The organism is Scytonema hankhaensis NUACC26 (genome assembly GCF_045865695.1).
GTDB lineage: Bacteria > Cyanobacteriota > Cyanobacteriia > Cyanobacteriales > Nostocaceae > Scytonema.
Window position 1 is genome coordinate 1 of sequence record NZ_BAACAP010000245.1, and the last position, 22,103, is coordinate 22,103.

At 41.9% G+C, this 22,103-nt stretch carries 20 protein-coding genes and 2 pseudogenes; 15 read left to right on the forward strand and 7 right to left on the reverse strand.

From position 1 onward, the window contains the following. Positions 1 to 150: 150 nt before the first annotated feature. Positions 151 to 369, reverse strand: a complete 219-nt coding sequence (locus ACKTT2_RS42845) for a hypothetical protein (RefSeq protein WP_407898082.1) — start codon at positions 367 to 369, stop codon at positions 151 to 153. Positions 370 to 923: 554 nt separating this feature from the next. On the opposite strand from ACKTT2_RS42845, the gene ACKTT2_RS42850 reads away from it, so the two are divergent. From ACKTT2_RS42850 to rfbB, 3 genes are read left to right on the forward strand one after another with little or no spacing between them, the layout of a single operon-like run. Continuing rightward, complete coding sequence (locus tag ACKTT2_RS42850) at positions 924 to 4,493, forward strand: WD40 domain-containing protein (protein WP_407898084.1); 3,570 nt, start codon at positions 924 to 926, stop codon at positions 4,491 to 4,493. A 36-nt stretch (positions 4,494 to 4,529) separates the two neighbouring features. Continuing rightward, positions 4,530 to 5,570, forward strand: coding sequence for a bifunctional heptose 7-phosphate kinase/heptose 1-phosphate adenyltransferase (locus ACKTT2_RS42855; RefSeq protein WP_407898086.1), 1,041 nt, complete (start codon positions 4,530 to 4,532; stop codon positions 5,568 to 5,570). A 37-nt stretch (positions 5,571 to 5,607) separates the two neighbouring features. Further along, complete coding sequence (rfbB, locus tag ACKTT2_RS42860) at positions 5,608 to 6,699, forward strand: dTDP-glucose 4,6-dehydratase (RefSeq protein ID WP_407898088.1); 1,092 nt, start codon at positions 5,608 to 5,610, stop codon at positions 6,697 to 6,699. 187 nt (positions 6,700 to 6,886) lie between these two features. On the opposite strand, the gene ACKTT2_RS42865 is transcribed toward rfbB, so the two are convergent. Genes ACKTT2_RS42865 through ACKTT2_RS42875 form a run of 3 tightly spaced genes read right to left on the reverse strand, consistent with a single transcriptional unit; the run spans position 6,887 to position 8,523 of the window. Further along, positions 6,887 to 7,012, reverse strand: a complete 126-nt coding sequence (locus ACKTT2_RS42865; RefSeq protein WP_407898364.1) for a hypothetical protein — start codon at positions 7,010 to 7,012, stop codon at positions 6,887 to 6,889. Next, positions 6,984 to 7,859 (reverse strand): nucleotidyl transferase AbiEii/AbiGii toxin family protein, encoded by an 876-nt coding sequence (locus ACKTT2_RS42870; protein ID WP_407898090.1) that lies wholly within the window; start codon positions 7,857 to 7,859, stop codon positions 6,984 to 6,986. Before ACKTT2_RS42870 ends, ACKTT2_RS42865 begins: the two co-directional genes overlap by 29 nt. Further along, on the reverse strand, positions 7,846 to 8,523 hold the full coding sequence (locus ACKTT2_RS42875; protein ID WP_407898092.1) for a hypothetical protein: 678 nt from the start codon (positions 8,521 to 8,523) through the stop codon (positions 7,846 to 7,848). Before ACKTT2_RS42875 ends, ACKTT2_RS42870 begins: the two co-directional genes overlap by 14 nt. Positions 8,524 to 8,819: 296 nt before the next feature. On the opposite strand from ACKTT2_RS42875, the gene ACKTT2_RS42880 reads away from it, so the two are divergent. The 5 genes and pseudogenes from ACKTT2_RS42880 (at position 8,820) to ACKTT2_RS42900 (ending at position 11,421) form a co-directional block, all read left to right on the forward strand. Beyond that, positions 8,820 to 10,055 (forward strand): serine/threonine protein kinase, encoded by a 1,236-nt coding sequence (locus ACKTT2_RS42880; RefSeq protein ID WP_407898095.1) that lies wholly within the window; start codon positions 8,820 to 8,822, stop codon positions 10,053 to 10,055. Between the two features lie 55 nt (positions 10,056 to 10,110). Continuing rightward, positions 10,111 to 10,449 (forward strand): annotated as a pseudogene (locus ACKTT2_RS42885) (sensor histidine kinase); the annotation flags it as partial. Positions 10,450 to 10,575: 126 nt separating this feature from the next. Further along, entirely contained in the window at positions 10,576 to 11,025 is a 450-nt protein-coding gene (locus tag ACKTT2_RS42890; protein ID WP_407898097.1) for a hypothetical protein, read from the forward strand. 44 nt (positions 11,026 to 11,069) lie between these two features. Further along, the gene (locus tag ACKTT2_RS42895; RefSeq protein ID WP_407898099.1) at positions 11,070 to 11,270 is read left to right on the forward strand and encodes a DUF6888 family protein; all 201 of its coding nucleotides are present in this window, start codon (positions 11,070 to 11,072) and stop codon (positions 11,268 to 11,270) included. Then, entirely contained in the window at positions 11,263 to 11,421 is a 159-nt protein-coding gene (locus ACKTT2_RS42900; protein ID WP_407898102.1) for a DUF6887 family protein, read from the forward strand. The genes ACKTT2_RS42895 and ACKTT2_RS42900 overlap by 8 nt, the downstream gene beginning before the upstream one ends. A 143-nt stretch (positions 11,422 to 11,564) precedes the next feature. On the opposite strand, the gene ACKTT2_RS42905 is transcribed toward ACKTT2_RS42900, so the two are convergent. Continuing rightward, the gene (locus ACKTT2_RS42905) at positions 11,565 to 12,530 is read right to left on the reverse strand and encodes an aldo/keto reductase (RefSeq protein WP_407898104.1); all 966 of its coding nucleotides are present in this window, start codon (positions 12,528 to 12,530) and stop codon (positions 11,565 to 11,567) included. Positions 12,531 to 12,677: 147 nt separating this feature from the next. Between ACKTT2_RS42905 and ACKTT2_RS42910 the strand changes: the two genes are divergently transcribed. Together ACKTT2_RS42910 and ACKTT2_RS42915 are read left to right on the forward strand one after the other, a co-directional pair. Then, a complete protein-coding gene (locus ACKTT2_RS42910; protein ID WP_407898106.1) occupies positions 12,678 to 13,886 on the forward strand; it encodes an SMP-30/gluconolactonase/LRE family protein in 1,209 nt (402 codons plus the stop codon). Between the two features lie 64 nt (positions 13,887 to 13,950). Further along, positions 13,951 to 15,159, forward strand: a complete 1,209-nt coding sequence (locus ACKTT2_RS42915; protein WP_407898109.1) for an acyltransferase family protein — start codon at positions 13,951 to 13,953, stop codon at positions 15,157 to 15,159. Between the two features lie 31 nt (positions 15,160 to 15,190). Here ACKTT2_RS42915 and ACKTT2_RS42920 read toward each other — a convergent pair whose 3' ends face one another. Then, entirely contained in the window at positions 15,191 to 16,027 is an 837-nt protein-coding gene (locus tag ACKTT2_RS42920) for an alpha/beta fold hydrolase (RefSeq protein ID WP_407898111.1), read from the reverse strand. A gap of 79 nt (positions 16,028 to 16,106) precedes the next feature. Next, positions 16,107 to 17,060 (reverse strand): lysylphosphatidylglycerol synthase domain-containing protein, encoded by a 954-nt coding sequence (locus ACKTT2_RS42925; protein WP_407898113.1) that lies wholly within the window; start codon positions 17,058 to 17,060, stop codon positions 16,107 to 16,109. A 156-nt stretch (positions 17,061 to 17,216) separates the two neighbouring features. Between ACKTT2_RS42925 and ACKTT2_RS42930 the strand changes: the two genes are divergently transcribed. The 5 genes and pseudogenes from ACKTT2_RS42930 to ACKTT2_RS42950 all read left to right on the forward strand — a co-directional run bounded on the left by ACKTT2_RS42930 (position 17,217) and on the right by ACKTT2_RS42950 (position 22,057). Beyond that, positions 17,217 to 18,056: an alpha/beta fold hydrolase gene (locus ACKTT2_RS42930; protein WP_407898115.1), complete on the forward strand. Its 840-nt coding sequence runs from the start codon at positions 17,217 to 17,219 to the stop codon at positions 18,054 to 18,056. Then, complete coding sequence (locus tag ACKTT2_RS42935; protein ID WP_407898117.1) at positions 18,053 to 19,039, forward strand: alpha/beta hydrolase; 987 nt, start codon at positions 18,053 to 18,055, stop codon at positions 19,037 to 19,039. The genes ACKTT2_RS42930 and ACKTT2_RS42935 overlap by 4 nt, the downstream gene beginning before the upstream one ends. Then, positions 19,036 to 19,949: pseudogene (locus ACKTT2_RS42940) on the forward strand (alpha/beta hydrolase). Before ACKTT2_RS42935 ends, ACKTT2_RS42940 begins: the two are co-directional and overlap by 4 nt. Beyond that, positions 19,946 to 21,616, forward strand: coding sequence for a phosphatidylglycerol lysyltransferase domain-containing protein (locus tag ACKTT2_RS42945; RefSeq protein WP_407898119.1), 1,671 nt, complete (start codon positions 19,946 to 19,948; stop codon positions 21,614 to 21,616). Before ACKTT2_RS42940 ends, ACKTT2_RS42945 begins: the two are co-directional and overlap by 4 nt. 210 nt (positions 21,617 to 21,826) lie before the next feature. Further along, positions 21,827 to 22,057, forward strand: coding sequence for a hypothetical protein (locus ACKTT2_RS42950; protein ID WP_407898121.1), 231 nt, complete (start codon positions 21,827 to 21,829; stop codon positions 22,055 to 22,057). Positions 22,058 to 22,103 lie beyond the last annotated feature (46 nt).

A 22,103-nucleotide genomic window follows, 5' to 3' on the forward strand; every position in this document is an offset into this window, starting at 1 on the left:
CCCAATTGCAGCCCAATATCATAAGGTAACAGATTGACCGTAGACCCAGTATCTAGCAGTGCATCCCCAGAGACGGAAACACCTGCGTGACTCAGAATGATAGGAATCGTGGGTAATGCTTCATCGTCAGAAAAGGGGAACTCGATTGTACTAGGCATGAGTGGATGCCTCTTGGTCATCCTGAATCATCTGCATCAGAATGTTGGCAGCTTCCGTTGCGTCGTAGGGCGACCAAATCGGATACTCTGACGCCGCAAAGATGACTTGTAGTTCAGCGTCTGGAATTTGTGCGGCTAGGAGTTTGAAGAGTGATAATTTGTCTGACTGGTTCAGATTGTTCACCAATGGAATTAACTCAGCGAGAGACATGGTTATAACTCCCAGACCTACGAAAATACATTAATTATAAGCGATCTGTGAGATACGGTCTAACAATCCCGTTGCACGCTGACTGTATAGAGTCTCTTCGTTGGATTAGCACACCAGCCAAATCTCCAAAACCACGCGGAAAATCTCCAAGGTGGAGACCAGAACAAACGCGCCAGCGTAGAATTAACTACCCTGTTGTTAAAAAAGGGACTTTCAACATTCTTGTCTAGAACTGTTTGCAGTTTCTGCGCTAGATTCGCATCGATGGAGTTGGTATATGTTGTAGCAGATAGATACTGTGTTGTGTCTGAGTTGCCAGCCAGTGTTACTGCTTTCACACTGCTCAGCATACCAAGCACCACGGTTGCAGACAACAAGCTTGATACCGCGCTTTGATACAGGTGTTTCATATTCGCTCTTCTGGGACGACTTTAGTTAAAGTCTGCCAATGATGCTCGAGCTTGACCATTAAAGATTAAAGTTTTAAAGATAAAAGTTAAGTTTTGGGCTGGCGATCCTCTTAAAATTTAGGGAAAATACTTAAACAGCCGGACATGGCAGAACAAAAGTCAAGACGCAAACGCGGTGTTATCCTGACTCATCAAGGATTGAACAAACTCCTTGAAACAAGACAGTTGTGGGAATTGGAGGAAAATGATGGCAATCGGTTTACTCTGGAAGAACTGAGCGAGCGCACAGGTTTAGTCCCTCTGACAATTACTAAAGTTTTCAATCGTGAAGCAGGAGTTGACAAACAAACACTTTTGCGCTTCTTTCAAGCTTTTAATTTGGAGTTAGAAAACAGCGACTACACCTTTTGGAGTCCAGCACTCAAAGAGCAAAAATCCAAAGTTCCGACTCGCACAGATTGGGGTGAAGCGATAGATGTATCAGCTTTTTATGGACGCAATGATGAACTAGCCAAGCTAGAATACTGGATTGTTAAAGAACGCTCTCGTCTGGTAGCACTATTAGGTATCGGCGGTATTGGTAAAACTGCTCTTGCTGTGAAGTTAGCGCAATTGCTTTGCAAGCAGTTTGAATTTGTTATTTGGCGCACCCTGCGTAATGCTCCACCAGCCAAACAAATTTTCGCCGACTTGCTACAATTCCTTTCCAATCAACAAGAAACTGATTTACCATCTGAAAGTGAGAGAGCCTCACGACTACTTTATTATCTCCAAAAACACCGCTGTTTGTTAGTACTTGATAATGTAGAAACTATCTTGCAAAGCGGAGAAATTACTGGACAATATCGAGCAGGGTATTCTGGTTATAATGAGTTATTTAAAATTGTGGGAGAAGTCTCTCATCAAAGCTGCTTGATACTCACATCTCGCGAACAACCTAAAGAAATTGCCTTGCTGGCTGGTACAAATCACCCTGTCAAGACGTTACAGATACAAGGACTAAAAACAGCAGAAGTCAAAGCAATTTTTAACGATAAAGAAATTTTCTTTGGTTCAGAAGCTGAGTTGCAAGAACTGATTCAACGCTATCGTGGAAACCCTCTTGCATTAAAAATTATTGCTAACTCAATTCAAGAACTCTTTGCCAGCAATATTTCAGAATTTTTAGCTCAAGGAACTGTTGTTTTTGGAGATATTCAAGATTTATTAGACCAGCAATTTCATCGGTTATCAATTTTAGAAAAAGAAATTATGTATTGGTTAGCAATTAACCGCAAACCAGTTTCTTTGAACCAATTACACGAGGATCTTCTCTCACCTGTCAAACCTGCTAAATTATTAGATTCACTACAATCTTTAAAACGGCGTTCTCTCATAGAAAACAAGACAGATGGTTTCACTCTCCAGCCAGTGGTTATGGAGTATGTTACTGAACAATTTATAGATTTAATATGTGAAGAAGTTATTCATTTAAATTTAAATCTGTTTCTCACTCATGCTTTGCTGAAAGCGACGGCGTTTGACTATATCAAAGAAACGGAAGTTCGTTTAATTATTCAACCGATTATTCAGCAGCTTATTCGAGTCTTTAAAAGTAAAGCTAATTTAGAAAAACATTTTCAAAGACTAGTGGTAAAACTACGAGAGAAACTTTCATTAGCCAGTTATGCAGGTGGAAATGTTATTAATATTCTGCGTCAAATTCCAATTGATTTTAGCGGTTGGGACTTTTCCAATCTATCAATTTGGCAAGCTGATTTACAATCAGTGAATTTGCATAAAACCAACTTGCAGAATGCTGATTTATCTAAATCTGTATTCACTCAACAGTTTAGCTATGTAAACTGCGTGACATTTAATCCTGACGGAAAACTTTTAGCAATAGGCGATTCGGATGGCAAGATTCGCTTGTGGCGAATTGCAGATGCTCAAAATAGTATGATTTTTGAGGGAGGCGCAGGTAAGCTCTTAGGATTAGTTGCTTTCAGTCCAGATGGGGAATTTCTAGTGAGTGGCAGCACTGACCATACTGTGAAAATCTGGGATGTTAGTGAGGGAAAGTGTTGTAAAATATTGCAAGGACATAGCCATTGGGTGCTGGCAGTGGCTTTGAGCAAGGATGGTTGTAAGATTGCCAGTAATAGTTTTGACAATACTCTGCGAATCTGGGATGTCAGCTCCGGAGAATGTACCAAAATTTTACCAGGACAAACGACAGGAAAGTTAACAATTGCCTTTAGTCCGCCTGGAGGTGCGATCGCTCGTATTAATGAAAACTACATTCTCCAAATTTTGGATATCTCAACAGGCAATTGCTGTCAAGCGTTTCAGGTAGATGGTAGCAAAATACTAGCTTTTGCCTTCTGCCCAGATGGGAACTTTATAGCCACTGGTAGTTCAGATGCAACTGTCAGATTGTGGGATGTCAAAACAGGTGAGTGTTGCCAAGTTTTTGCGGGACATACGAGTAGGATATTGGCGATCGCCTACAGCCGTGATGGTCGTCTTATCGCTAGTGCAAGTGTAGACAAAACGGTGAGACTTTGGGATGTGGATACAAAAATATGCACTAAAGTTTTGTTGGGATATAAAGGTGAAGTGACCTCAGTTGCTTTCAGTCCTGATAGTTGTACCCTTGCGACTGGCTGTGATGACCAAACTGTCAAATTATGGGACTGTCGCAGAGGTTTAAGTCGCAAAACTTGGCAAGGATATGCTAATTGGATAAGAGCAATTGCCTTTAGCCCAAATGGACAAACTCTCCTCAGTGGCAGTGATGACGGTATTATACGTTGCTGGGATATCAGTACAGGCTCTTGTTACCTTTCGCTGCGCGGACATACCCACTGGATATGGTCAGTTGCCTTTAGTCCTAATGGTACACTTGTTGCCAGTGGTAGTGAAGACCAAACGGCGAAATTGTGGGATGTCGCTGAAGGTAAATGTTTAAAAACCTTTGAAACCCCTGGTAGGGAAGTCTGGTGTGTAGCGTTTAGTCCTGACAGTCAACTTCTGGCGGCGGGTTGTGATGGTATCGGCTTGGCGGATGGAAGCGATAAAGAACAGGTTTGGTTATGGGATGTAGCGACAGGTGAACTCCGGCAAATTTTCCGGGGACATCTCAGTGCAGTTTATTCGGTGGCATTTAGTCCAGAAGGCAATATACTTGCTAGCGGTAGTACAGATAGTACCGTCAGACTTTGGGATGTTGCAACAGGAGAGTGCTTAGCTGTTTTATCAGAACATCAAGCTACTGTATTTTCAGTCAAGTTTAGTCCGGATGGTCAAATTGCCACAGGGAGTGCTGATTCTACACTCAAATTGTGGGATGTGAAAACCGGACATTGCCTGAGAACTGTACGCGCAGACACCAACGCGATCGTTTGGTCAGTCGCCTTTAGTGGGGATGGACAGAAGATAGCTACTGGCAGTCTCGACTCTACAATTAGGCTGTGGGATGTAAAAACAGGACAGTGTCTGCAAAAAAGGCAGAAAAACACATCTGGGTTTTTGCCAGTCGCTTGGAGTCCACAAGGTCATACTCTAGCTTGTGTCAGCGATGGTGAGACGATTGAACTGTGGGATGTGTTAACGGGTAAGTGTAAACAAATGTTTATTCCAAGACCTTACGAGGGAATGAACATTACTGGCGTTACCGGTTTAACTTCAGCTCAGTTAGCGACACTAAAGGCTTTGGGAGCGCAATTTGACTAACATGGTTCCTGTAAAGATTCTATAATTACGTTATATATGACTGATATTTCTCTAAACCCCAAATTTACTTCTAAATTGCGTGCTGTTAGCGATCGCCTTTTTGATTTGATAAATAATTTTGCAGGGGCGAGGGTACTCATTGTCGGAGATTTGACTTTAGACGAGTTTCTAACCGGTCAAGTAGAAAGAGTCTCTCGTGAAGCCCCCGTGTTAATTCTCCGTCATGAAACCACCAAGCAAGTACCGGGAGGTGGGGCAAATGCTGTGTATAATTTCGCTCGTTTAGGAGGGCAAGTTCTTGCTGTAGGGCTTTTGGGTAAAGACGAACAAGGGAGGGCGCTGCAAGGTTTGCTCGAAGCAGCCGGGATCGAGACGGACGGGATTTTTATTGACGAGCATCGTCCGACAGTCACGAAGACAAGAATTTCTGGGCATTCCCGTCAATCTGTGACTCAGCAAATAGTCCGGATTGACCGGAAGTCAGAAGATTTACCGAGTATGGATTTACAGTTACAATTAGCTGAGTATATTCAAAAACATATTCATACAGTAGATGCCGTGGTTTGTTCTGATTATGGTGATGGAACTTTGACTCAGCCCGTAATTTCAGCAGCACTTTCTGCATCCCGGACTGTTGTTGATGCTCAAAAGCAATTGAAACGGTATCGTGGAGCCATGTTATTTACTCCCAATTTACCAGAAGCGGAACTGGCAGTAGGCTATGCCATTACTGATGAGTCTACTTTAGATCGAGCAGGAAAGGATTTGTTGGAATTGACTGACGCCAAGCATATCTTGATTACCCGTGGGGAACAGGGGATGACGTTGTTTAATGATGATGGTAGTAAAGATGACATTCCAGCTTTTAATAGAACAGAAGTGTTTGATGTAACGGGTGCTGGCGATACTGTGGTGGCTGGATTAACTCTGGGTTTAACTGCAGGGGCGTCAATTTGGGAAGCGGCTGTTTTGGGTAACTTAGCGGCTAGTATTGTAGTGCGGCAGTTTGGAACGACAACGACAACGCCTGAAGAAATGAGGGTGGCTTTGCAACGTTTGTTGGAAGAAATGGAATAAACTTGACTAGAATACACACAGAGGAGTGAGGGGTTTGATGAGTCGTCGGTTGTTGGTCACTGGTGGTGCGGGGTTTATTGGCTCGAATTTTGTACATCACTGGTTGAAGGTTTATCCAAATGACCGCGTGGTGGTGTTGGATGCTCTCACTTATGCGGGAAATCTTCGTAATTTGCAGTCAGTTGAGGAACAGGAGAATTTTCGTTTTGTAGAGGGAAATATTTGCGATAAGCCGGGTACGGCTTGCGCCAAGGGCGAACGCACTCTCATAACGGAGTTGTTACAAGTAGAAAACATAGACACCATTGTCCATTTTGCAGCTGAATCCCATGTTGACAGGTCAATTTTAGGACCGGGTGCGTTTGTAGAAACAAATGTGGTGGGAACTTTTACTTTATTAGACGCTTTTCGCCTGCATTGGGAAGGAAAGGGTCAGCCAATGGATTATCGTTTTCTGCACGTTTCCACGGATGAGGTTTATGGTAGTTTGAGTCCCACAGATCCCGCTTTTACGGAAACTACACCTTATGCTCCCAACAGCCCTTATTCAGCATCTAAAGCCGGAAGCGACCATTTAGTACGTGCCTATCACCATACTTACAAGTTACCAACAATTATTACAAATTGCTCTAATAACTACGGTCCTTATCAGTTTCCAGAAAAGCTGATTCCTCTAATGTGTATCAATGCTCTTATGGGTAAACCATTACCAGTTTACGGCGATGGAAAAAACGTGCGGGATTGGCTTTATGTTGGGGATCACTGTCAAGCTTTAGATGTCGTTATTCATTCTGGAAAACCAGGTGAAACTTATAACATTGGTGGTAACAATGAGGTAGAAAATATCAATCTCGTGCAAATGTTATGTCAATTTATGAATGAATTAGCACCTAAGTTACCCGTGCATCCATCAGAGCAATTGATTACTTTTGTTAAAGATAGACTGGGGCATGACCGGAGATATGCTATAGACGCAACTAAAATTAAAACCCAATTGGGTTGGACACCTTCGGTAACTATTGCAGAAGGTTTGCGTCTGACAGTGGAATGGTATCTTACCCATCGCGATTGGTGGGAGCCTCTGCTATCCGAGGAGTATCAAGCTTATTACAGAAAGGTTTATGCTTAGAGATAATTTATAAAGTAGGTTGGGTTTCGTTCCTCAACCCAACTACGTAATAGACATCTGGTGGAAAAGACGTAGGGGCGCAATGCCTTGCGCCCCTACAGGGACTTTCAGGTAATGCATAATTAATTTCTGGAGATGTCTAATGTATTACGTTTGGTGCTTTAAGATCGACTTTACAAATGACCTCTTAATGGTAGTCTAAAACATCACCCGACTCCAGGGCTGATTGTGCAATTTGACCAAACGATTCACGATGCACAAACGCCAGATGAACAAAATCTAAGTTAGCCTCGATCGCTCTCGTCAAGAGCATTTGTGGCGTCCTCGTAGTGACACAGGTTGTTAATAATTGGTTCCCAGTAACCAATGACTGTTGTTACTATACTCAGGAAATTCTCAGGCATAATCTGTGTAGGAACTTTACGGCAGTAGTATCTCCAGTTACGGCGATTTTTACCTGTATTCCACCAATGAGGGTTGGTCAGAATTATCTGCAGTTCCTGAAGGTCTGCATTGTGGCTGCTAAATGCTACCCTTATTGCTTCTGGCAATAATGCCTTATCCAGGGGCACTAATGTTGCTAGTAACATCAAGTCATAAAGATCCTTCCCACGCCAGCGTTTGGCTCCTAGCTCGATCAAACCGTGAAGTTTCCAACCTGCCATGAGTTCGGGTCGAGCGGCTTGGAGTTTAACGGGTTCTGCTGGAACTAGAGTTGGGTATTGAATCCATTGTTGTTCTGGAACGAGCGGATCGTTAAAGCCCACATCGATTTGCAGCCGTTGACGGTAGTCCAGCACTGAAGCATCCAGACACAGGCGAACACCGGGAAAGGGGTCTTGCATCCAAATACCCTGAGATTCCAGAGATTCGAGATGAAAGACAACCCCATCGGTAAAACCATCGGTAGCAAGCAACTCCCGAAAGCGCTGCTCGGTTGACTCAATTCCGAACGGATATAGCCCTACAAAATCGACATCAACAGCAATGCGATACCCTAGAGGAACCCACAACCGCGTCAGCATTCCGCCGCGAAGAACCAAGTCTTTTGCGTGAGCAGAGTAGGCAACCCGACGTAAAAGACTTTCCAAGAGGTGATAAGTTAGGATTTCATCAAGAGGGCGATCGCTCGTCTGAGAAATTGTTTCAATAAGCTTCATCAGCTTTACCTCCTTTGGTTTCCACGGGTGAGTGTATCAACCAGCCAGCATCAAGCTCTAAGTTGCTGTCATAAACGGTGTATTCTTGTTGAGGTTGCACTACCGAAATGTGCCGTGCGCGTAGCGATGCCAGTAGTTCCTGAAAGCGGGCTTGAGCCGAACGCCGTCCCAGTCCATACACTCGCAACGTAATGAATCGGTGGTGATGCTGCCCGTTAGGATTCAGCTTGAAGGCATTCACAGACAGATGTGCGCCAAATGCAGCACAATGATGTCGCAAAGCTTCCAAATCAGTCTCTTTTGAAAGTAGCGCTTTGATATGAAACTCGAAGTAATTAGTTACCGGATGCCGCAAGACTTCGCTATCTGTTATCGGAATATCTTGGTTGTACAGCATTGCCTCAATTTTGATACGAGTCACGTGAAAACCTGCTAGGCAAATTCGTTGAGCAAGGTTGTGTACTTGTGTCCAAACTTGAGTTAGGGTTCCCCGATGATAGGATGCTGTCATCGGTTGCGATCGCGTGACGCCGTTCGGTAATTCTATGAGAACGCATTTAACATTTAACTGCTGACAAATCTGTTGAAAGAGTTGTAGAGTGGCTAGTGACTCTGCACGGATAGTGATGTGAGCTTCAAACGTTCCGCTGTAGTCGGCACTCATAGAAGAGTTCAATGGAGCAATCTAATAAAAGGGTGGATCTGTAATTAAACGCTTATGTAATTTATCCTGTGTCATTGGTAACCTCCTGAAGCAGGGCTTTATTTGTAGTATATGTAATACAAAAGAAGGTTGTCAAGTGCTGTTTTAGCATTGAAAACAAGACATATACTAAACGCTCTCTTGCTTTCATAGGTAGCGGTTGGCTTATGACAGAACAACTAAACGGGAGGGTAGATGAAATCCTGAGAACTTATAGCTAGATTAAAAAAATCAAGCTGGTGATAAGCAGGTGTTAGATGCTGCAAGTAGAACAAGTGTTACAGAATCGTTACCAACTCCAACGCCAACTTGGTAGCAATGGGGTTCGCCAAACGTGGCTTGCATTGGATTTACAAGCTTCGGACGTGGAAAAAAAGCAAGTGGTCGTCAAATGTCTTGCTTTTAGTGAAACTGTACAATGGGATGATTTAAAACTTTTTGAGAGGGAAGCACAAGTACTCCAAAATCTACATCATCCCCAAATTCCAAAGTATATTGATGATTTTTGTATTGGCGATGCTGCAAAGCAGCCGCTACGCGAACGCACTCTCTGGTATTGCTTAGTACAAGAATACATTCCTGGTGAATCCCTGAAAGAATCGCTAGTTCTAGGCAAACGATTTACAGAAATCCAAGTCAAAGAAATTGCTGTTCAAGTCTTAGATATTCTCACAGAATTACACGAACTCTATCCAGTAGTACTGCATCGCGATATCAAGCCGAGTAATCTAATTTGGGGTGAAACTGGTAAAATCTATTTGGTTGATTTCGGTGCAGTTCAAGACAAAACCTCAACAGAGGGAGCGACTTTCACTGTAGTAGGAACTTATGGATATGCGCCTATGGAGCAATTTGGCGGTAGAGCAGTTCCTGCATCAGATTTATATGCGTTGGGGGCGTCATTGATTCATTTGCTGACTGGAGTTTCTCCATCCGATCTACCCCAAAGCAATTTAAAGATTCAGTTTAGCGATGCTGCAAAGCAGCCGCTACGCGAACGCGTTAGCTTGAGTCCGAGTTTTACAAGTTGGTTGCAGAAAATGACCGAACCAGCACCAGAAAATCGCTTCGTAACAGCTCGTCAAGCACTGGATGTACTCAATTCTGGTTTAATTTTACAAGACCAAGATTTGCCCATTCAAGAGATTAGAAATAATTCTGGATGCGGTCTGAAAAATCGTGTCGAAAAAGTACCCGAAGCCATCAAAGGTTGGAACTGGGGTGCTTTTTTAGTGCCTTGGTTTTGGTTGTGGCAAAATCGCGTCTGGAGTGGATTGCTCTGTTTTCTACCAATAGTAGGTTTTCCAATGTCTATTACACTTGGTATAAAGGGAAATGAATGGGCTTGGAAAAGTAGACATTGGCGAAGTATTCAACACTTTAAGGAATACCAAAGAAGCTGGGCTATTGCGGGAATTTTATTTGCAGCACCTATCAGTATTCTGCTGTGGATTAGTAGCGCTGTCTTGATAGTGAACGTTTTGTTGCCATGAAAAAAGCCTCATTCAGGAGGTTTTTTTGGCGTGGTCTGTGTTAGTTTTTCGGCTAGCGGTACGGCTGGCAGCAGAAGCCAAGTCCATTCAAATAGAAGCAAGCCTTACATCGGATATCGGATTGGTTTGGGGTGATTCCACTCGATTACAGCAAGTGATTTGGAATCTCCTCTCCAATGCAGTGAAATTTACCCCCCAAGGAGGACACGTCAATATTCGATTAGAATGCTTTGGCTCGTCCGCCCAAATTACGGTTAGGGATACCGGACAGGGGATTGCACCTGATTTTCTTCCCTATGTGTTTGACTACTTCCGTCAAGCAGATGCAGCAACAACCCGAAAATTTGGCGGATTGGGATTGGGACTGGCGAGCGTGCGGCACTTAGAATCTCTCGTTTCTAGCATTAATTAAAACAAGATGAAGATGTAGAGGAAACAGGTAATAGCACTCTGCCTGTTGACTGTGTGTTTGATGGAAAAACTGAATTTCCAAAGTCTTACTATGAGATTGAGGGGGATAATGATGCGTAGATGGATTGTTTTCCGCGCCCAAAAACGCCAACCTGGTTGGCAAGAACGAAAGTATGCTCACACGGGTTCTTTAACCAAAAACTTAGCTGAACATTACGACTGCTCGGATGAACCATTACCCGAACCGGGCGATCGCTTGCCAGAATTTATCCGAGTACAGCAGTTTGTTGACGAACATTATCCAGAAGCTAAAACTCATTATCGCCCTAGCGATTGGGAAGTGACAAAAGTAGAAACGTATACGCCAGATATTCCCATGGGGGAGTTTGACGCGATCGGAATTTGTCATTGCAAATACTCACCCATCAATGCACCACTTAAACCAATGCCAGAACGTCAGGTATCACTTGACTCATTTGGTGGGGACGAACAAGCTTACTCTAGCTTTTTGGAACAAAATCGGGTATCGACTGAAGCACCTACTAGGGGCTGTTGTTAGCGAATAGTCAATCCTAGGAAAAGACTCAAGAAAACGATTCAACGATGGAACCAACACCTGAACAAAAAGACGAACTCTTCAGGTTAAGTTACTTGCTAACAAATATGTACATCCCAATCAATCTGGTTCGAGTAGACCAAAGGACAGGGAGGCTAATAATTTTGGCAGGTAGCGAGCTTGAGATAATAGTAACAAAGCAAGGAAAAGTAGCGTATGACGAAGCCGAATTTCAAGACGATGAGTAAAGCCGAGCTAAGACAATACGTTTTAGCGCACCGAAATGACGACGAAGCTTTCTACGAGTTATCTGACCGGATAGCAGCAAATGCTAAGCCTCTTGAATCAGATGAGCAACTGGTAGAGATTATTCAGCGTCGTCATCAGAAGCAGCAATGACAGATGAATTAAAACTAGCAGTGGGAGCTAATCACTTACCATTAGAGCATCGTACAGTTTTGTATTACAGGCGTTCCCCTTAAAGTCAAAAGAGACGCAAATTTCAGAGCTTATTTCATTCCGTGCAAGTTTTTTATTTTTTACTAACCCCAAGCTCGGTAAAATGTAGTATCTTGCCAAATTTTGGCAGTACGTTGCTCCATAGCTATAAGTTGCTCGTCAGTCAATTGCCGAACAATGCGTGCAGCGTTAACGTTGTCTTCCAACTGTCTAACATTATCTGCGGAAATGATGCAACAATGCACTCCGGGTTGAGACAAAGTGTAACTCATAGCTTGCAACATACTTGTCAAACCACCTGCTTGAAATAACTTTCCATATGCAGGTACTTTCATAGCAATGACACCTATGTTTTGTTTCTGAGTTTCTGACAAGATTGTGGGAAAATACGGACGCGGATGGTGTTTCTCTACCGCATTCACAGGGATTAAGGCAGTGTGGAAGGAGTAACGGCGCAAAGCTTCAAGCATAACATCTGGTTCTCGATGTCCTGTAATACCAACAAATCGCACGAGTTTCTGCTGTTGAGCTTCTTCTAATGCTTGAATTCCCCCGGATTTACCAAAAATAGTTTTTAATTGTTCGGGAAAAGCTACACTATGTAGCTGCCATAGATCGAGATAATCTGTCTTGAGACGTTTTAGCGATCGCTCTAATTCTCGCCACACTCCATCCCGATCTTTTTCATAAGTCTTACTTGCTAAAAATATTTTGGAACGATGAGGCGGTAAAACTTTACCTAAATAAACTTCGCTCGATCCATAACTTGCAGCCGTATCAAAGTAACGGATACCCAATTCTAATGCTTTTTCGACGATCGCGATCGCCTCCTTCTCTTTTCCTTCTTTAGATAGAGGCGATTTAGCAGATGCTCCTCCCAAACCAAAGACAGGGACGCTAACTCCTGTACGTCCGAGAACTCGTTCTGGCATTGTTGCTGGTGTAGCAGCATTGGATGTATCAGTTTCCAAAGTATTAGCTCCTACAATACCGCTAGCAACTGCAACACTGGTTAGCAGGAAATTTCGTCGCGTTGTTTTTTCTATCATAAACTACCTCTAGAGTAAACAGAATCATTAGAGGATATTTTAAGAGTGTGAGTATTACCTACAGGGGTAGTGGGTACGCTCACTCTCCAATGGCTGGAAGTTTAAACCAATTAAACGACAATGCTCTAACAGCAGTAACCAGTTTGGATGACACCAGCAATTAATGACATTTCTATGTATTGCATAGCTTTACCTAGATTTAGTTTACCCCGAAATATGCTATATCTGTGTCGTAGAAGTATATTTCTCGATCGTAAGGATTTTTTTTGGAAGAAAAATTATCCACTTAAAACCCTGCAAACTATTGACTCATACAGATTTGAGATGTTTTTGAGAAATCTAACAGATACCATATTTAAGGTTGCTTTATGTAGCCTAACCTTAACTGCATTATTTGCAGCATCAAAAAACCACTTGAGTGAAGCAAAGAGTTCTTTAGAGTTGCAATCTGTGAAATCTCTTTTCAACAAGACTTCAGTAAAACCAAGCTATATAAATAGAAAGCAAAGTCTGCAAGCGATTCTTAATCTCAACGCACAGGTAGAAAAAGTAGCAACTGGCTTTAAATTTACAGAAGGACCTCTTTGGCATCCACAAGGCTTTTTACTATTTAGCGACATTCCTGAAAATAGCATTTACAAGTGGATGCCAAATAAAAAAGCAGAGATATTTCGTCGTCCTTCTGGTAATGCGAATGGTAATACATTAGACAAAGAAGGACGGGTAATTACAGCCGAACATAGCGGTCGTCGTGTATCTCGCATTGAAAAAGAAGGTAAGGTTACTACCCTTGCAAGTCATTATAAGGGTAAACGCCTCAATAGTCCAAACGATGTGGTTGTGAAATCAGATGGAAGTATTTACTTCACTGACCCTCCCTATGGTATTGGTAAAGAGCAGGAGGAATTAGGTTTTTATGGTGTCTATCGTCTTACACCAGATGGAAAGCTAACTCTGCTTGTAAAAGATTTTGTACGCCCCAATGGAATTACCTTTTCGCCGGATGAGAAAAAGCTGTATGTCAATGACACGGAAAAAAGTCACATTCGTGTCTTTGATGTCAAGCTCAATGGGACTCTAGAAAACGGGCGAATTTTTGCAGAACAAAAAGACTCTAGTAAACAGGGTGACCCGGATGGAATGAAAGTAGATGTGCAAGGTAACGTTTATAGTACGGGTTCAGGCGGTGTATGGGTTTTTTCACCCTCTGGAAAACTCTTGGGTAAGATTAACGTGCCAGAGGTTTCTACCAATGTAGCATGGGGCGATCGCGACTATAAGTCACTCTACATTACCGCAACCACCAGTCTTTATCGTATCCAACTCAATATTGCAGGCATAAAACCAGGTCAATAATCTTCGTAATTGGTAATTTGTAATTATGAACTATCGACTATGAACATTTGGAAGTGTAGCAAATATGGAACAAGTAAAGTGTCCACGAGGGAAAAATCAACCCGAAAGATGCTACGAATTTGATTGGCTGAGAGTTCTAGCAGTGCTGCTCCTACTTTATTTCCATACGGCAGCCATCTTTTATAATGGTGAACTTGGTGAATTTTACATCAAGAACGACCAGTTGAGTCATGGGATGAGTTGCTTTATCTTATTCGTCCATCAGTGGCATATGCAGATCTTTTTCCTGTTGTCAGGAGCTGGCAGTTGGTTTGCACTGTCATTTCGGTCAGCTAATGAGTATGTGCAGGAGCGATTTCAGAGGCTGTTCATTCCATTCCTGTTTGGTACAGGCGTGCTTGTTCCGCCTATGGTTTACTACCGACTTCTAAGCAACCCGAGCTACCAAGACTCTTACGTGCAATTCTATCCACAATTTTTTAATGGCATTCGTCCTCACGGTAATTTTGAGTGGGGTCATCTATGGTTTGTAATCTATCTCTTCGTCTTTTCATTGCTTGCCCTACCGCTCTTTTTAAATTTAAAAGGGGCAGGCTCTCATTTACTTGCAAAGCTCTTAGCTAATATAGAAAAACCTGGAGCAATCTTACTGCTTGCTCTACCCTTAGCTGCCATTGAAGCCAGTTTGCGACCGAGATGGCCTGGTTTCCAGAATCTTTATGACGACTGGGCAAACTTCTGTTTATACCTTTTGTACTTTATTTACGGCTACCTCATTCCTTCTAACGCCAGATTTGGACAGGCTATAGATAAGCATCTCACAATCGCTTTAGTTTTGGCGGTTTCTTCTATGCTAGCTCTTTTTGGCTGTTGGGAGACTGGCATCCTGCCAGAGCGAGGCTACTCTCTGGGATACATCTTGTACCAATTACTGCGGGGGTTTGACTCCTGGTTTTGGATTGTTGCCGTTGTAGGGTTAGGTCGAAGGTACTTGAATTTCAGTAGCAACCTACTACAATACGCAAGCGCTGCTGCTTATCCATTTTATCTACTTCACCAGACCGTCCTCGTAACATTTGGTTTCTATGTTGTGCATTGGAATGCAGGCGTGATGGAGAAATTTTGGATTATCAGCACTACGTCCCTAATTGCGACTATCGCCCTATATGAGTTATTCATTAGGCGAAACAATATCATGAGATTTCTGTTCGGTCTCAAGCCAATTGATTCCAAGCAGGAACCGATCGCACCAGTTCCTGCTTCCAGAGATTAAATTCTAGTTGTCATAGGGCTATTGCAAGACCTTAATTAGCTAAAAACTCCAAAATTAAACGATTAAACTCCGCTGAATGTTCAACTTGAGACCAATGACCGCAGGAGTCGAAAATATGTAAATTGGCATTTGGCAAACCTTTGATAGCCACATAAGCATGAGCAATCGGAAGTATGCGATCCTGTCGCCCCCATAGCACAAGTGTTGGCGCAGTGATGGTAGCCAATTTATCGATAATCGTATGATAAATTTCAGTCCGAACACCAAACAAATCGATGTTTGTATTGATGAGTTTTACAAGTGTTTCCCATGCCCTAGGAAGAGTAGCAATTTGGTAGTAGAATTCAATCCACTCATTGGTAATAACCGTTGGATCGAAGACAGATTGCTTCAATAGCAAAGCTGTGCCAATTCGACTTGGCTTAAACAATTTGTCAACAAAAGGTAACGTTGCCAACCGAAGCGAAAGTGTGATTTCTTGACCCAATCCCAAGCTGCTCACCAGAACTAACTTCTCTACTTTTTGAGGGAAATTCAGTGCAAATTGTAAGACAACGCCGCCACCCAATGAGCTTCCGACTAGGCAAGCAGACTCTATGTTCATTGTATCCATAAAATCTTTGACGAACTCGGCTAAGTAGGTTAGCGAATAGGTTGTTGGTGGCTTATCGGAACGACCAGCACCTACTAAATCAATAGCGTAAACACGATGGTGTTGTGCTAAGACACTGATATTATACATCCAGGTCTCTATGCTACTGCCGATTCCGTGGAGCAAAATGACGGTTGTTCCCTTCTCGCCTACAGCCCAGTATCGCGTGTTAATTTGACCAACTTGGACATATTGGTCTGGCAGTGTCTTAAACATACACAATTCTCTAAACTACTAGTTTATAGTAAATCCGTTTTTGTAAGCCCTCCTATCCCTAGCGCTCGAAAATATTGTCTTAGTTATTACTTTTATTTGATAATGTTTTAGTGCTATGTCTAAGCGCATAAAATCCCAGCATTCCCCCTGCTAAAAGTAATGGCAAGAAATAGTAAACTCCTCTATAAGCAAGCATTGATCCTAGAATTGATACGGCAGATGCTCTATAAGATAACAATAACAAAATAACCGTTTCAAAAACTCCTAAACCACCGGGAACATTACTGACAACACCAGCAAACATAGCTAGTAAATAGATACCTAAAAAATCTAAATAGGACAATGCTATATTGGGAGGAAGCAATATGTAAAGAACTGCTGCTGCTAAAATCCAGTCACAGCTAGAAACAATTATTTGTGTTAAGGATATCCTTAAAGATGGAAAGCGAAACTCTTGCAAGCGCACGCGGATTGGTTGTTTAATAAAGAGACTTGCCAACAAGTAGACACCTACCAGTAGTAAGAAGAGAATACCGACAGGACGCACAGTTAAAAAAGGTAAATGCAATTGAGAGGGAACTTTCAGAGGATTAGTTAGGAACACGATCCCAGCAACCGCAAACATCCCTAACCAAAAAGTAAAATTGGCAAAGGCAATAACTTGAGCAATGGCAAATGCTGATATTCCCCAGGATGAATAGAAACGATAACGAACTGCACTACCAGTTAGCAGTGCAAAACCTATGGTATTACTGAAAGTAGAGCTAATAAAGTTTGTAAAAGCAACTTTTGTCCAACTCAGGGAACGACCAATATAGCTAAACCCTAAGAGGTCGTAGCCAACCATAACTAGATAGCCCAAAGCAGTCAAAAAAATCGACCCACTTAAGCGTTGTTTGGGTATTTTTGCTAAGGTAAGGAATAGATCGTGGTAATTATACTCGCGAAGTTCGTTACTAATCGCCCACAGGCAGACAACTAAAAGCAGTAAGCTGAATAACGAACTAAAGTTGAATTGGAGTTTTTTGAGCATAAAACAGAGCCTTGATGTTATTTATTCTGCAATAGTCGCGATCGCTTAGAGCGCATCTTGCAGTGTTTCCGACTTCTTCACTTTCTTGACCTATTGTTGAAGAGTTCATTTACTGAAATGGTGTGGCTCTTGTGGTAACACCATTTTTTATAACCCATGATCCATGACTCTTTCCAAGATACCTTAGCTGGTTCTAAAATTCACCTGAGGCAAGGAGTAAATTTGCAAGTGTGCTATAGTCTGGGACGAACCCCCACTATCGTTTTTCTTCATGGAGGAACGGGTAACCGCTTCAACTTTCGTTCTCAGTACGAGTTCGCTCAAAATGGAGGTTGGGCAGTTCTCGCTTACGACTTGGGCGGACACGGACAGTCTAGCCCTTACTCTCGCTATTCCATTGGGCGGCATCGTCGGGATTTACAAAGATTATTGCACCGATTTGACATTCACTCACCAATACTTTGCTGCCACAGCTACGGAGTTCCAATTGGTTTGGAATTTGCTCAACATAACTCTGTCAGTGGCATAATTGCGATCGCAGGCGGAACTCACAACCTAGCGCCTTGGTGGGAAATTCCACTGATGAAGTTTTTCGCTTGGGGTGGCAGATATCTTTATTATTTGCCTAAAGTACAGGAAATCTCTAACTGGTTATCGACCACGTATCGCCACAGCGTTATAGAACAGTTTTTTGTAGAAAATCCAACACCAAAAGACTTTGAGTCATACAAAGCCCTAGAAATTTTCTGGGGTTACGACTTCTTGACACGTTACCCTTCACCCAAGAATTTACACATTCCTATCTTGATTATTACTGGAGGTCTTGACCCAATGTTTACGCGCCATATGGGAGACGAATTAGCACAATGTTTTGTCAACGCTACTCACTTGCATTTTGATAAAGCAGGTCATTTAGTTATGGCAGAGTGTTCGGAATTAGTTAACCGTACTATTGAAAATTATTTACAACAGCAAGTTTATTCTTTATCCCTATGAACTACAAACAGACGAATATTCTAGTGCTAGTTTCCGCGCTCGCTCTTAGCGCAAGCTGTACCCAGCTTATCGCTCTCGCAAGCTGTAGTAACTTAGTAGATGTCAAAGCACAGACACCCCAACAGATTATTCCCCAAAAGTCAGCTTCAGTTTTGCCACCACAGCCAAGTGCGAATGTCTTAGCTAACCCTTTAACGTATAAAATTGAATCCTATGTTAGTAAAGTGATGGAAGGAAATCGTACCTACGGCGTCGCTCTACCTCCAGGCTATGAGGAAAACCCAAATCAGCGATACCCTGTCATCTTTCTCCTTCACGGCGGACATGGAGATCCTCACGATTGGTTCAAAGAGAAGAGGGGAAATGCCTTAATGACACTACAGCAACTTTACGCAACAGGGAAGTTGCCACCTAGTATCATCATCACACCAGATGGTAACGATCGCCGTGGTTCTAGCCCTTACTGGGACCCTCAATATATCGATGGTCTTCACGGTCAGGTTTCCACAGCAGTTGGAGACGAACTCGTGAAAGTTGTTAAAGACCGTTATCGTACACTACCAACCCCAAATTTCTGGGCAATAGGTGGATTATCTTCCGGCGGTTGGGGTGCAGTGAATGTGGGATTGCATAACTTAGATAATTTCTCAATTTTATTCAGTCATAGTGGTTACTTTCGGGATAAAAGTGGACCGCAAAACAGCCCCATCTCTTACATCAAAACTATTTCACCTCAAGCTCAAAAACGCATACGGATATATTTAGATACAGGTAAATCTGATGAAGAACTTGATGAAGCTCAAAAATTTAGTCAAGTTTTAAGCCAAGAAAAAATCTATAATGTCTTTCGACAGTTTCCTGGAAGCCATACATGGAGCTACTGGCGCGAACATTTAGCAGATTCTTTAACATTTGTAGGGGAACAGTTTAAAATTTTAGAAATACAACATGCAGCTGATAATTTAGGTTTCAAAAAACCATGAAATTATCCAAAGTATTAATCGGCATTACAAGTTCGCTGGCTATTCTCACTGGAGTCGGTTACTGGTATGTGTTTATCTTGGGTGCGCCACAATTCGATCCACCACAAGAACAGGCGCATACTGGACTGAAGTTTCAGTTAGAAACTTTTAACAGTCAAGCGATGGGGACAGTCAGACAGTACGGCGCGATTTTACCGCCAGACTATCACAAAAATCCCAAAAGCGTTATCCAGTAATATTCCTGCTACATGGAGGTCATGATGATGCTCGTGCTTACTATGATAAATACGCCATCTTTAATGTCTTACACGAACTCTATAAAAATAAGAAACTACCCCCATCAATCGTGATTACACCAGATGGAAATGATAAACGGGGTTCCAGCCCTTTGTTTGACCCCGATTATTATGATGGACCCAATGGTAAAGTGGGGACTTTGATTGGTTCGGAACTCGTACAAGTTGTCAAGTCTCGCTACCGGACTATAGAAAAGCCTGAGTTATGGGCAATAGGAGGTTTGTCTTCTGGAGGATGGGGAGCGTTTAATATTGGGTTACGCCATCTCAATAATTTTAACATTTTGTTTAGTCATAGCGGATATTTTACCGATGATAGCGGCCCGCAAAATAGCCCGCAGCAAATTGTGCAACAGTTACCGATTCAAGAGCGAAAGAAATTAAGGATTTATCTTGATGCAGGGCAAAATGACACCGATTTACTTGCTTCTACTGAGGCTTTTCATGTAACTTTAAATAAATTGGGTATACAAAATGTATTTTATGCCTTTCCTGGAGGGCATGGCTTATCTGGTGCAGATATCGGTTGGAACTATTTTCACAAGCATCTCAAAGATTCGCTATCTTATGTAGGGGAACAGTTTAAACCACTAACCACTAACAACCAACAATGACTACTGACTTAAAAAATCGGATTGGACTTTGGAGTGCAGCGATCCTGACAGGTTTAGTCGGAGTGGTCAATTTAGTGTCAGCAGTGACACCTAATCTGAACGATCGCACTCACTGGTTAAAAGAATTTTTTCCCTTTGATATTCGTGCTAGCGGTCATATATTTGCTGCTCTAACTGGATTTATTTTGCTGACACTTGCCACTAACTTATTGCGACGAAAACGTATTGCATGGTTGCTGACGATTGGTTTACTTGTGATTTCCATAGTCAGCCATTTAATTAAGGGATTGGACTATGAAGAAAGCCTTCTATCGGGAGTCCTGTTAGTACAATTACTTTTGATGCGCCATCTTTTCAAAGCACGCTCGGATCGCCCATGCATAGCACAGGGTATAAAAGTCTTGATTGGTGCGTTACTATTTACCTTAGCATATGGAACTATCGGGTTTTACTTACTAGATGGTAAATTTTCGGAAAACTTTAACTGGAGTGGAGCCGTTGGTCAAACTCTAGCAATGTTTTTTACAGAAGATAATGCAGGATTGCAACCAAAAACTCCATTTGGAGAGTTTTTTACCGATTCTATCTATATTATTGCTGCAAGTACGATCGCATATGCGTTGTTTATGCTGTTAAGACCTGTTTTTCTTAGGGAGACTGCTACCTTGAGAGAACGGCAACAAGCACGTGAAATTGTGGAAAAATATGGACGTTCTTCTTTAGCAGCATTGACATTATTAAGCGATAAAAGTTACTTTTTCAGCCCTTCTGGTCAGAGTGCGATCGCATATGTTCCCAAAGGACGTGGTGTGATTGCTTTAGGAGATCCAATTGGACCACCTGAAGATTGCCAAGAAGTCATTACGAGTTTTCAAATCTTTTGCCAACAAAATGATTGGTATCCAGCTTTTTACCAAATTTTGCCCGATAACATAGACCTTTATAAATCTTTAGGATTTCAAGTATTAAAGATAGGAGAAGAGGCAATAGTCGAGCTTCATAGCTTTACCTTACAAGGAAAAGCAGGAAAAAACCTAAGAACTGCAGTTAATCGCATGACAAAGCTAGGCTACGAAGTTAAGTTTTTCCAACCGCCAATTTCTTCTAACGTACTACAGCAGTTGAAATTAATTAGCGATGAATGGCTGCAAATGGTACAAGGTTCAGAAAAGAAATTTTCTTTAGGTTGGTTTGATGAGGATTATTTGCGACAATGCGAAATAGCTGCAGTTTTATCTTCCCAAGGTGAAATAGTTGCTTTTGCCAATATATTGTCAGAGTATCAACTCAATGAAATAACTCTCGATCTAATGCGATATAAAAAGTCTGCTGAGCATGGAACAATGGACTTTCTATTTATTTCGATGTTTCAGCACTACAAAGAGCAAGGTTATGATGGATTTAACATAGGTCTTTCGGCTCTTGCAGGAGTGGGGAAAACACAAGAATCGCGACGATTAGAAAAAGTTTTACACTATCTATACAGCCATTTGGAAAGGTTTTACAATTTCCAAGGATTGCATATGTATAAGGATAAGTTCCATCCTCGTTGGGAACCGCGCTATCTAATTTATCCCAACTTAGCAGCTTTACCTGATATTGTTGTTGCCTTGATTCGTGCTGATTCAGGCGATCGCCTTTTGGACTATTTTAACCCAGGTGCTTGATTCAACGCTCTAGGAGCGTCATTAGTCATTTGTCTTTTGTTATTGGCAAGGGTATCAAACATCTTTTTAATTGGTAACATAGTTCTGTTTTTTCCGCCCACCTACTTATTACCTTTAAATAATTTAAACATATGTTTATACAAAAATAAGTATAATAAGGAATTAGTCTGCAATGTGTTCAACAAAAAATGCTATAATTAGGCGATTTTCATGAAAGAATTAATGGAGCAGCCTTCTTCTTGGTTACCTAATGGTATAAAACTTAATCTTGCCGATCAATTCCGTCCTTTTTATTTTACAGAAGAATTGCAAGTTCGTTTAGAGGAACTTTTAGAAAAGAACAAAGAACTTTTACTTAATTCTGACGAACGAGCAGAATTGGCTGGTTTATTGGAATTAGAAAAAATATTCAGTTTTATTAATGCTAAACTCGCTTCTTAATTTTTTTATTGTAGCTATCAATAATTTTATTCGCTTACAAGTTTGT

Coding starts and splice junctions, on each gene's coding strand:
- ACKTT2_RS42845 (WP_407898082.1), bottom strand. CDS start 369: ATGTCTCTCGCTGAGTTAATTCCATTGGTGAACAATCTGAACCAGTCA.
- ACKTT2_RS42850 (WP_407898084.1), top strand. CDS start 924: ATGGCAGAACAAAAGTCAAGACGCAAACGCGGTGTTATCCTGACTCAT.
- ACKTT2_RS42855 (WP_407898086.1), top strand. CDS start 4,530: ATGACTGATATTTCTCTAAACCCCAAATTTACTTCTAAATTGCGTGCT.
- rfbB (WP_407898088.1), top strand. CDS start 5,608: ATGAGTCGTCGGTTGTTGGTCACTGGTGGTGCGGGGTTTATTGGCTCG.
- ACKTT2_RS42865 (WP_407898364.1), bottom strand. CDS start 7,012: ATGCTCTTGACGAGAGCGATCGAGGCTAACTTAGATTTTGTTCATCTG.
- ACKTT2_RS42870 (WP_407898090.1), bottom strand. CDS start 7,859: ATGAAGCTTATTGAAACAATTTCTCAGACGAGCGATCGCCCTCTTGAT.
- ACKTT2_RS42875 (WP_407898092.1), bottom strand. CDS start 8,523: ATGAGTGCCGACTACAGCGGAACGTTTGAAGCTCACATCACTATCCGT.
- ACKTT2_RS42880 (WP_407898095.1), top strand. CDS start 8,820: ATGCTGCAAGTAGAACAAGTGTTACAGAATCGTTACCAACTCCAACGC.
- ACKTT2_RS42890 (WP_407898097.1), top strand. CDS start 10,576: ATGATGCGTAGATGGATTGTTTTCCGCGCCCAAAAACGCCAACCTGGT.
- ACKTT2_RS42895 (WP_407898099.1), top strand. CDS start 11,070: ATGGAACCAACACCTGAACAAAAAGACGAACTCTTCAGGTTAAGTTAC.
- ACKTT2_RS42900 (WP_407898102.1), top strand. CDS start 11,263: ATGAGTAAAGCCGAGCTAAGACAATACGTTTTAGCGCACCGAAATGAC.
- ACKTT2_RS42905 (WP_407898104.1), bottom strand. CDS start 12,530: ATGATAGAAAAAACAACGCGACGAAATTTCCTGCTAACCAGTGTTGCA.
- ACKTT2_RS42910 (WP_407898106.1), top strand. CDS start 12,678: ATGACACCAGCAATTAATGACATTTCTATGTATTGCATAGCTTTACCT.
- ACKTT2_RS42915 (WP_407898109.1), top strand. CDS start 13,951: ATGGAACAAGTAAAGTGTCCACGAGGGAAAAATCAACCCGAAAGATGC.
- ACKTT2_RS42920 (WP_407898111.1), bottom strand. CDS start 16,027: ATGTTTAAGACACTGCCAGACCAATATGTCCAAGTTGGTCAAATTAAC.
- ACKTT2_RS42925 (WP_407898113.1), bottom strand. CDS start 17,060: ATGCTCAAAAAACTCCAATTCAACTTTAGTTCGTTATTCAGCTTACTG.
- ACKTT2_RS42930 (WP_407898115.1), top strand. CDS start 17,217: ATGATCCATGACTCTTTCCAAGATACCTTAGCTGGTTCTAAAATTCAC.
- ACKTT2_RS42935 (WP_407898117.1), top strand. CDS start 18,053: ATGAACTACAAACAGACGAATATTCTAGTGCTAGTTTCCGCGCTCGCT.
- ACKTT2_RS42945 (WP_407898119.1), top strand. CDS start 19,946: ATGACTACTGACTTAAAAAATCGGATTGGACTTTGGAGTGCAGCGATC.
- ACKTT2_RS42950 (WP_407898121.1), top strand. CDS start 21,827: ATGAAAGAATTAATGGAGCAGCCTTCTTCTTGGTTACCTAATGGTATA.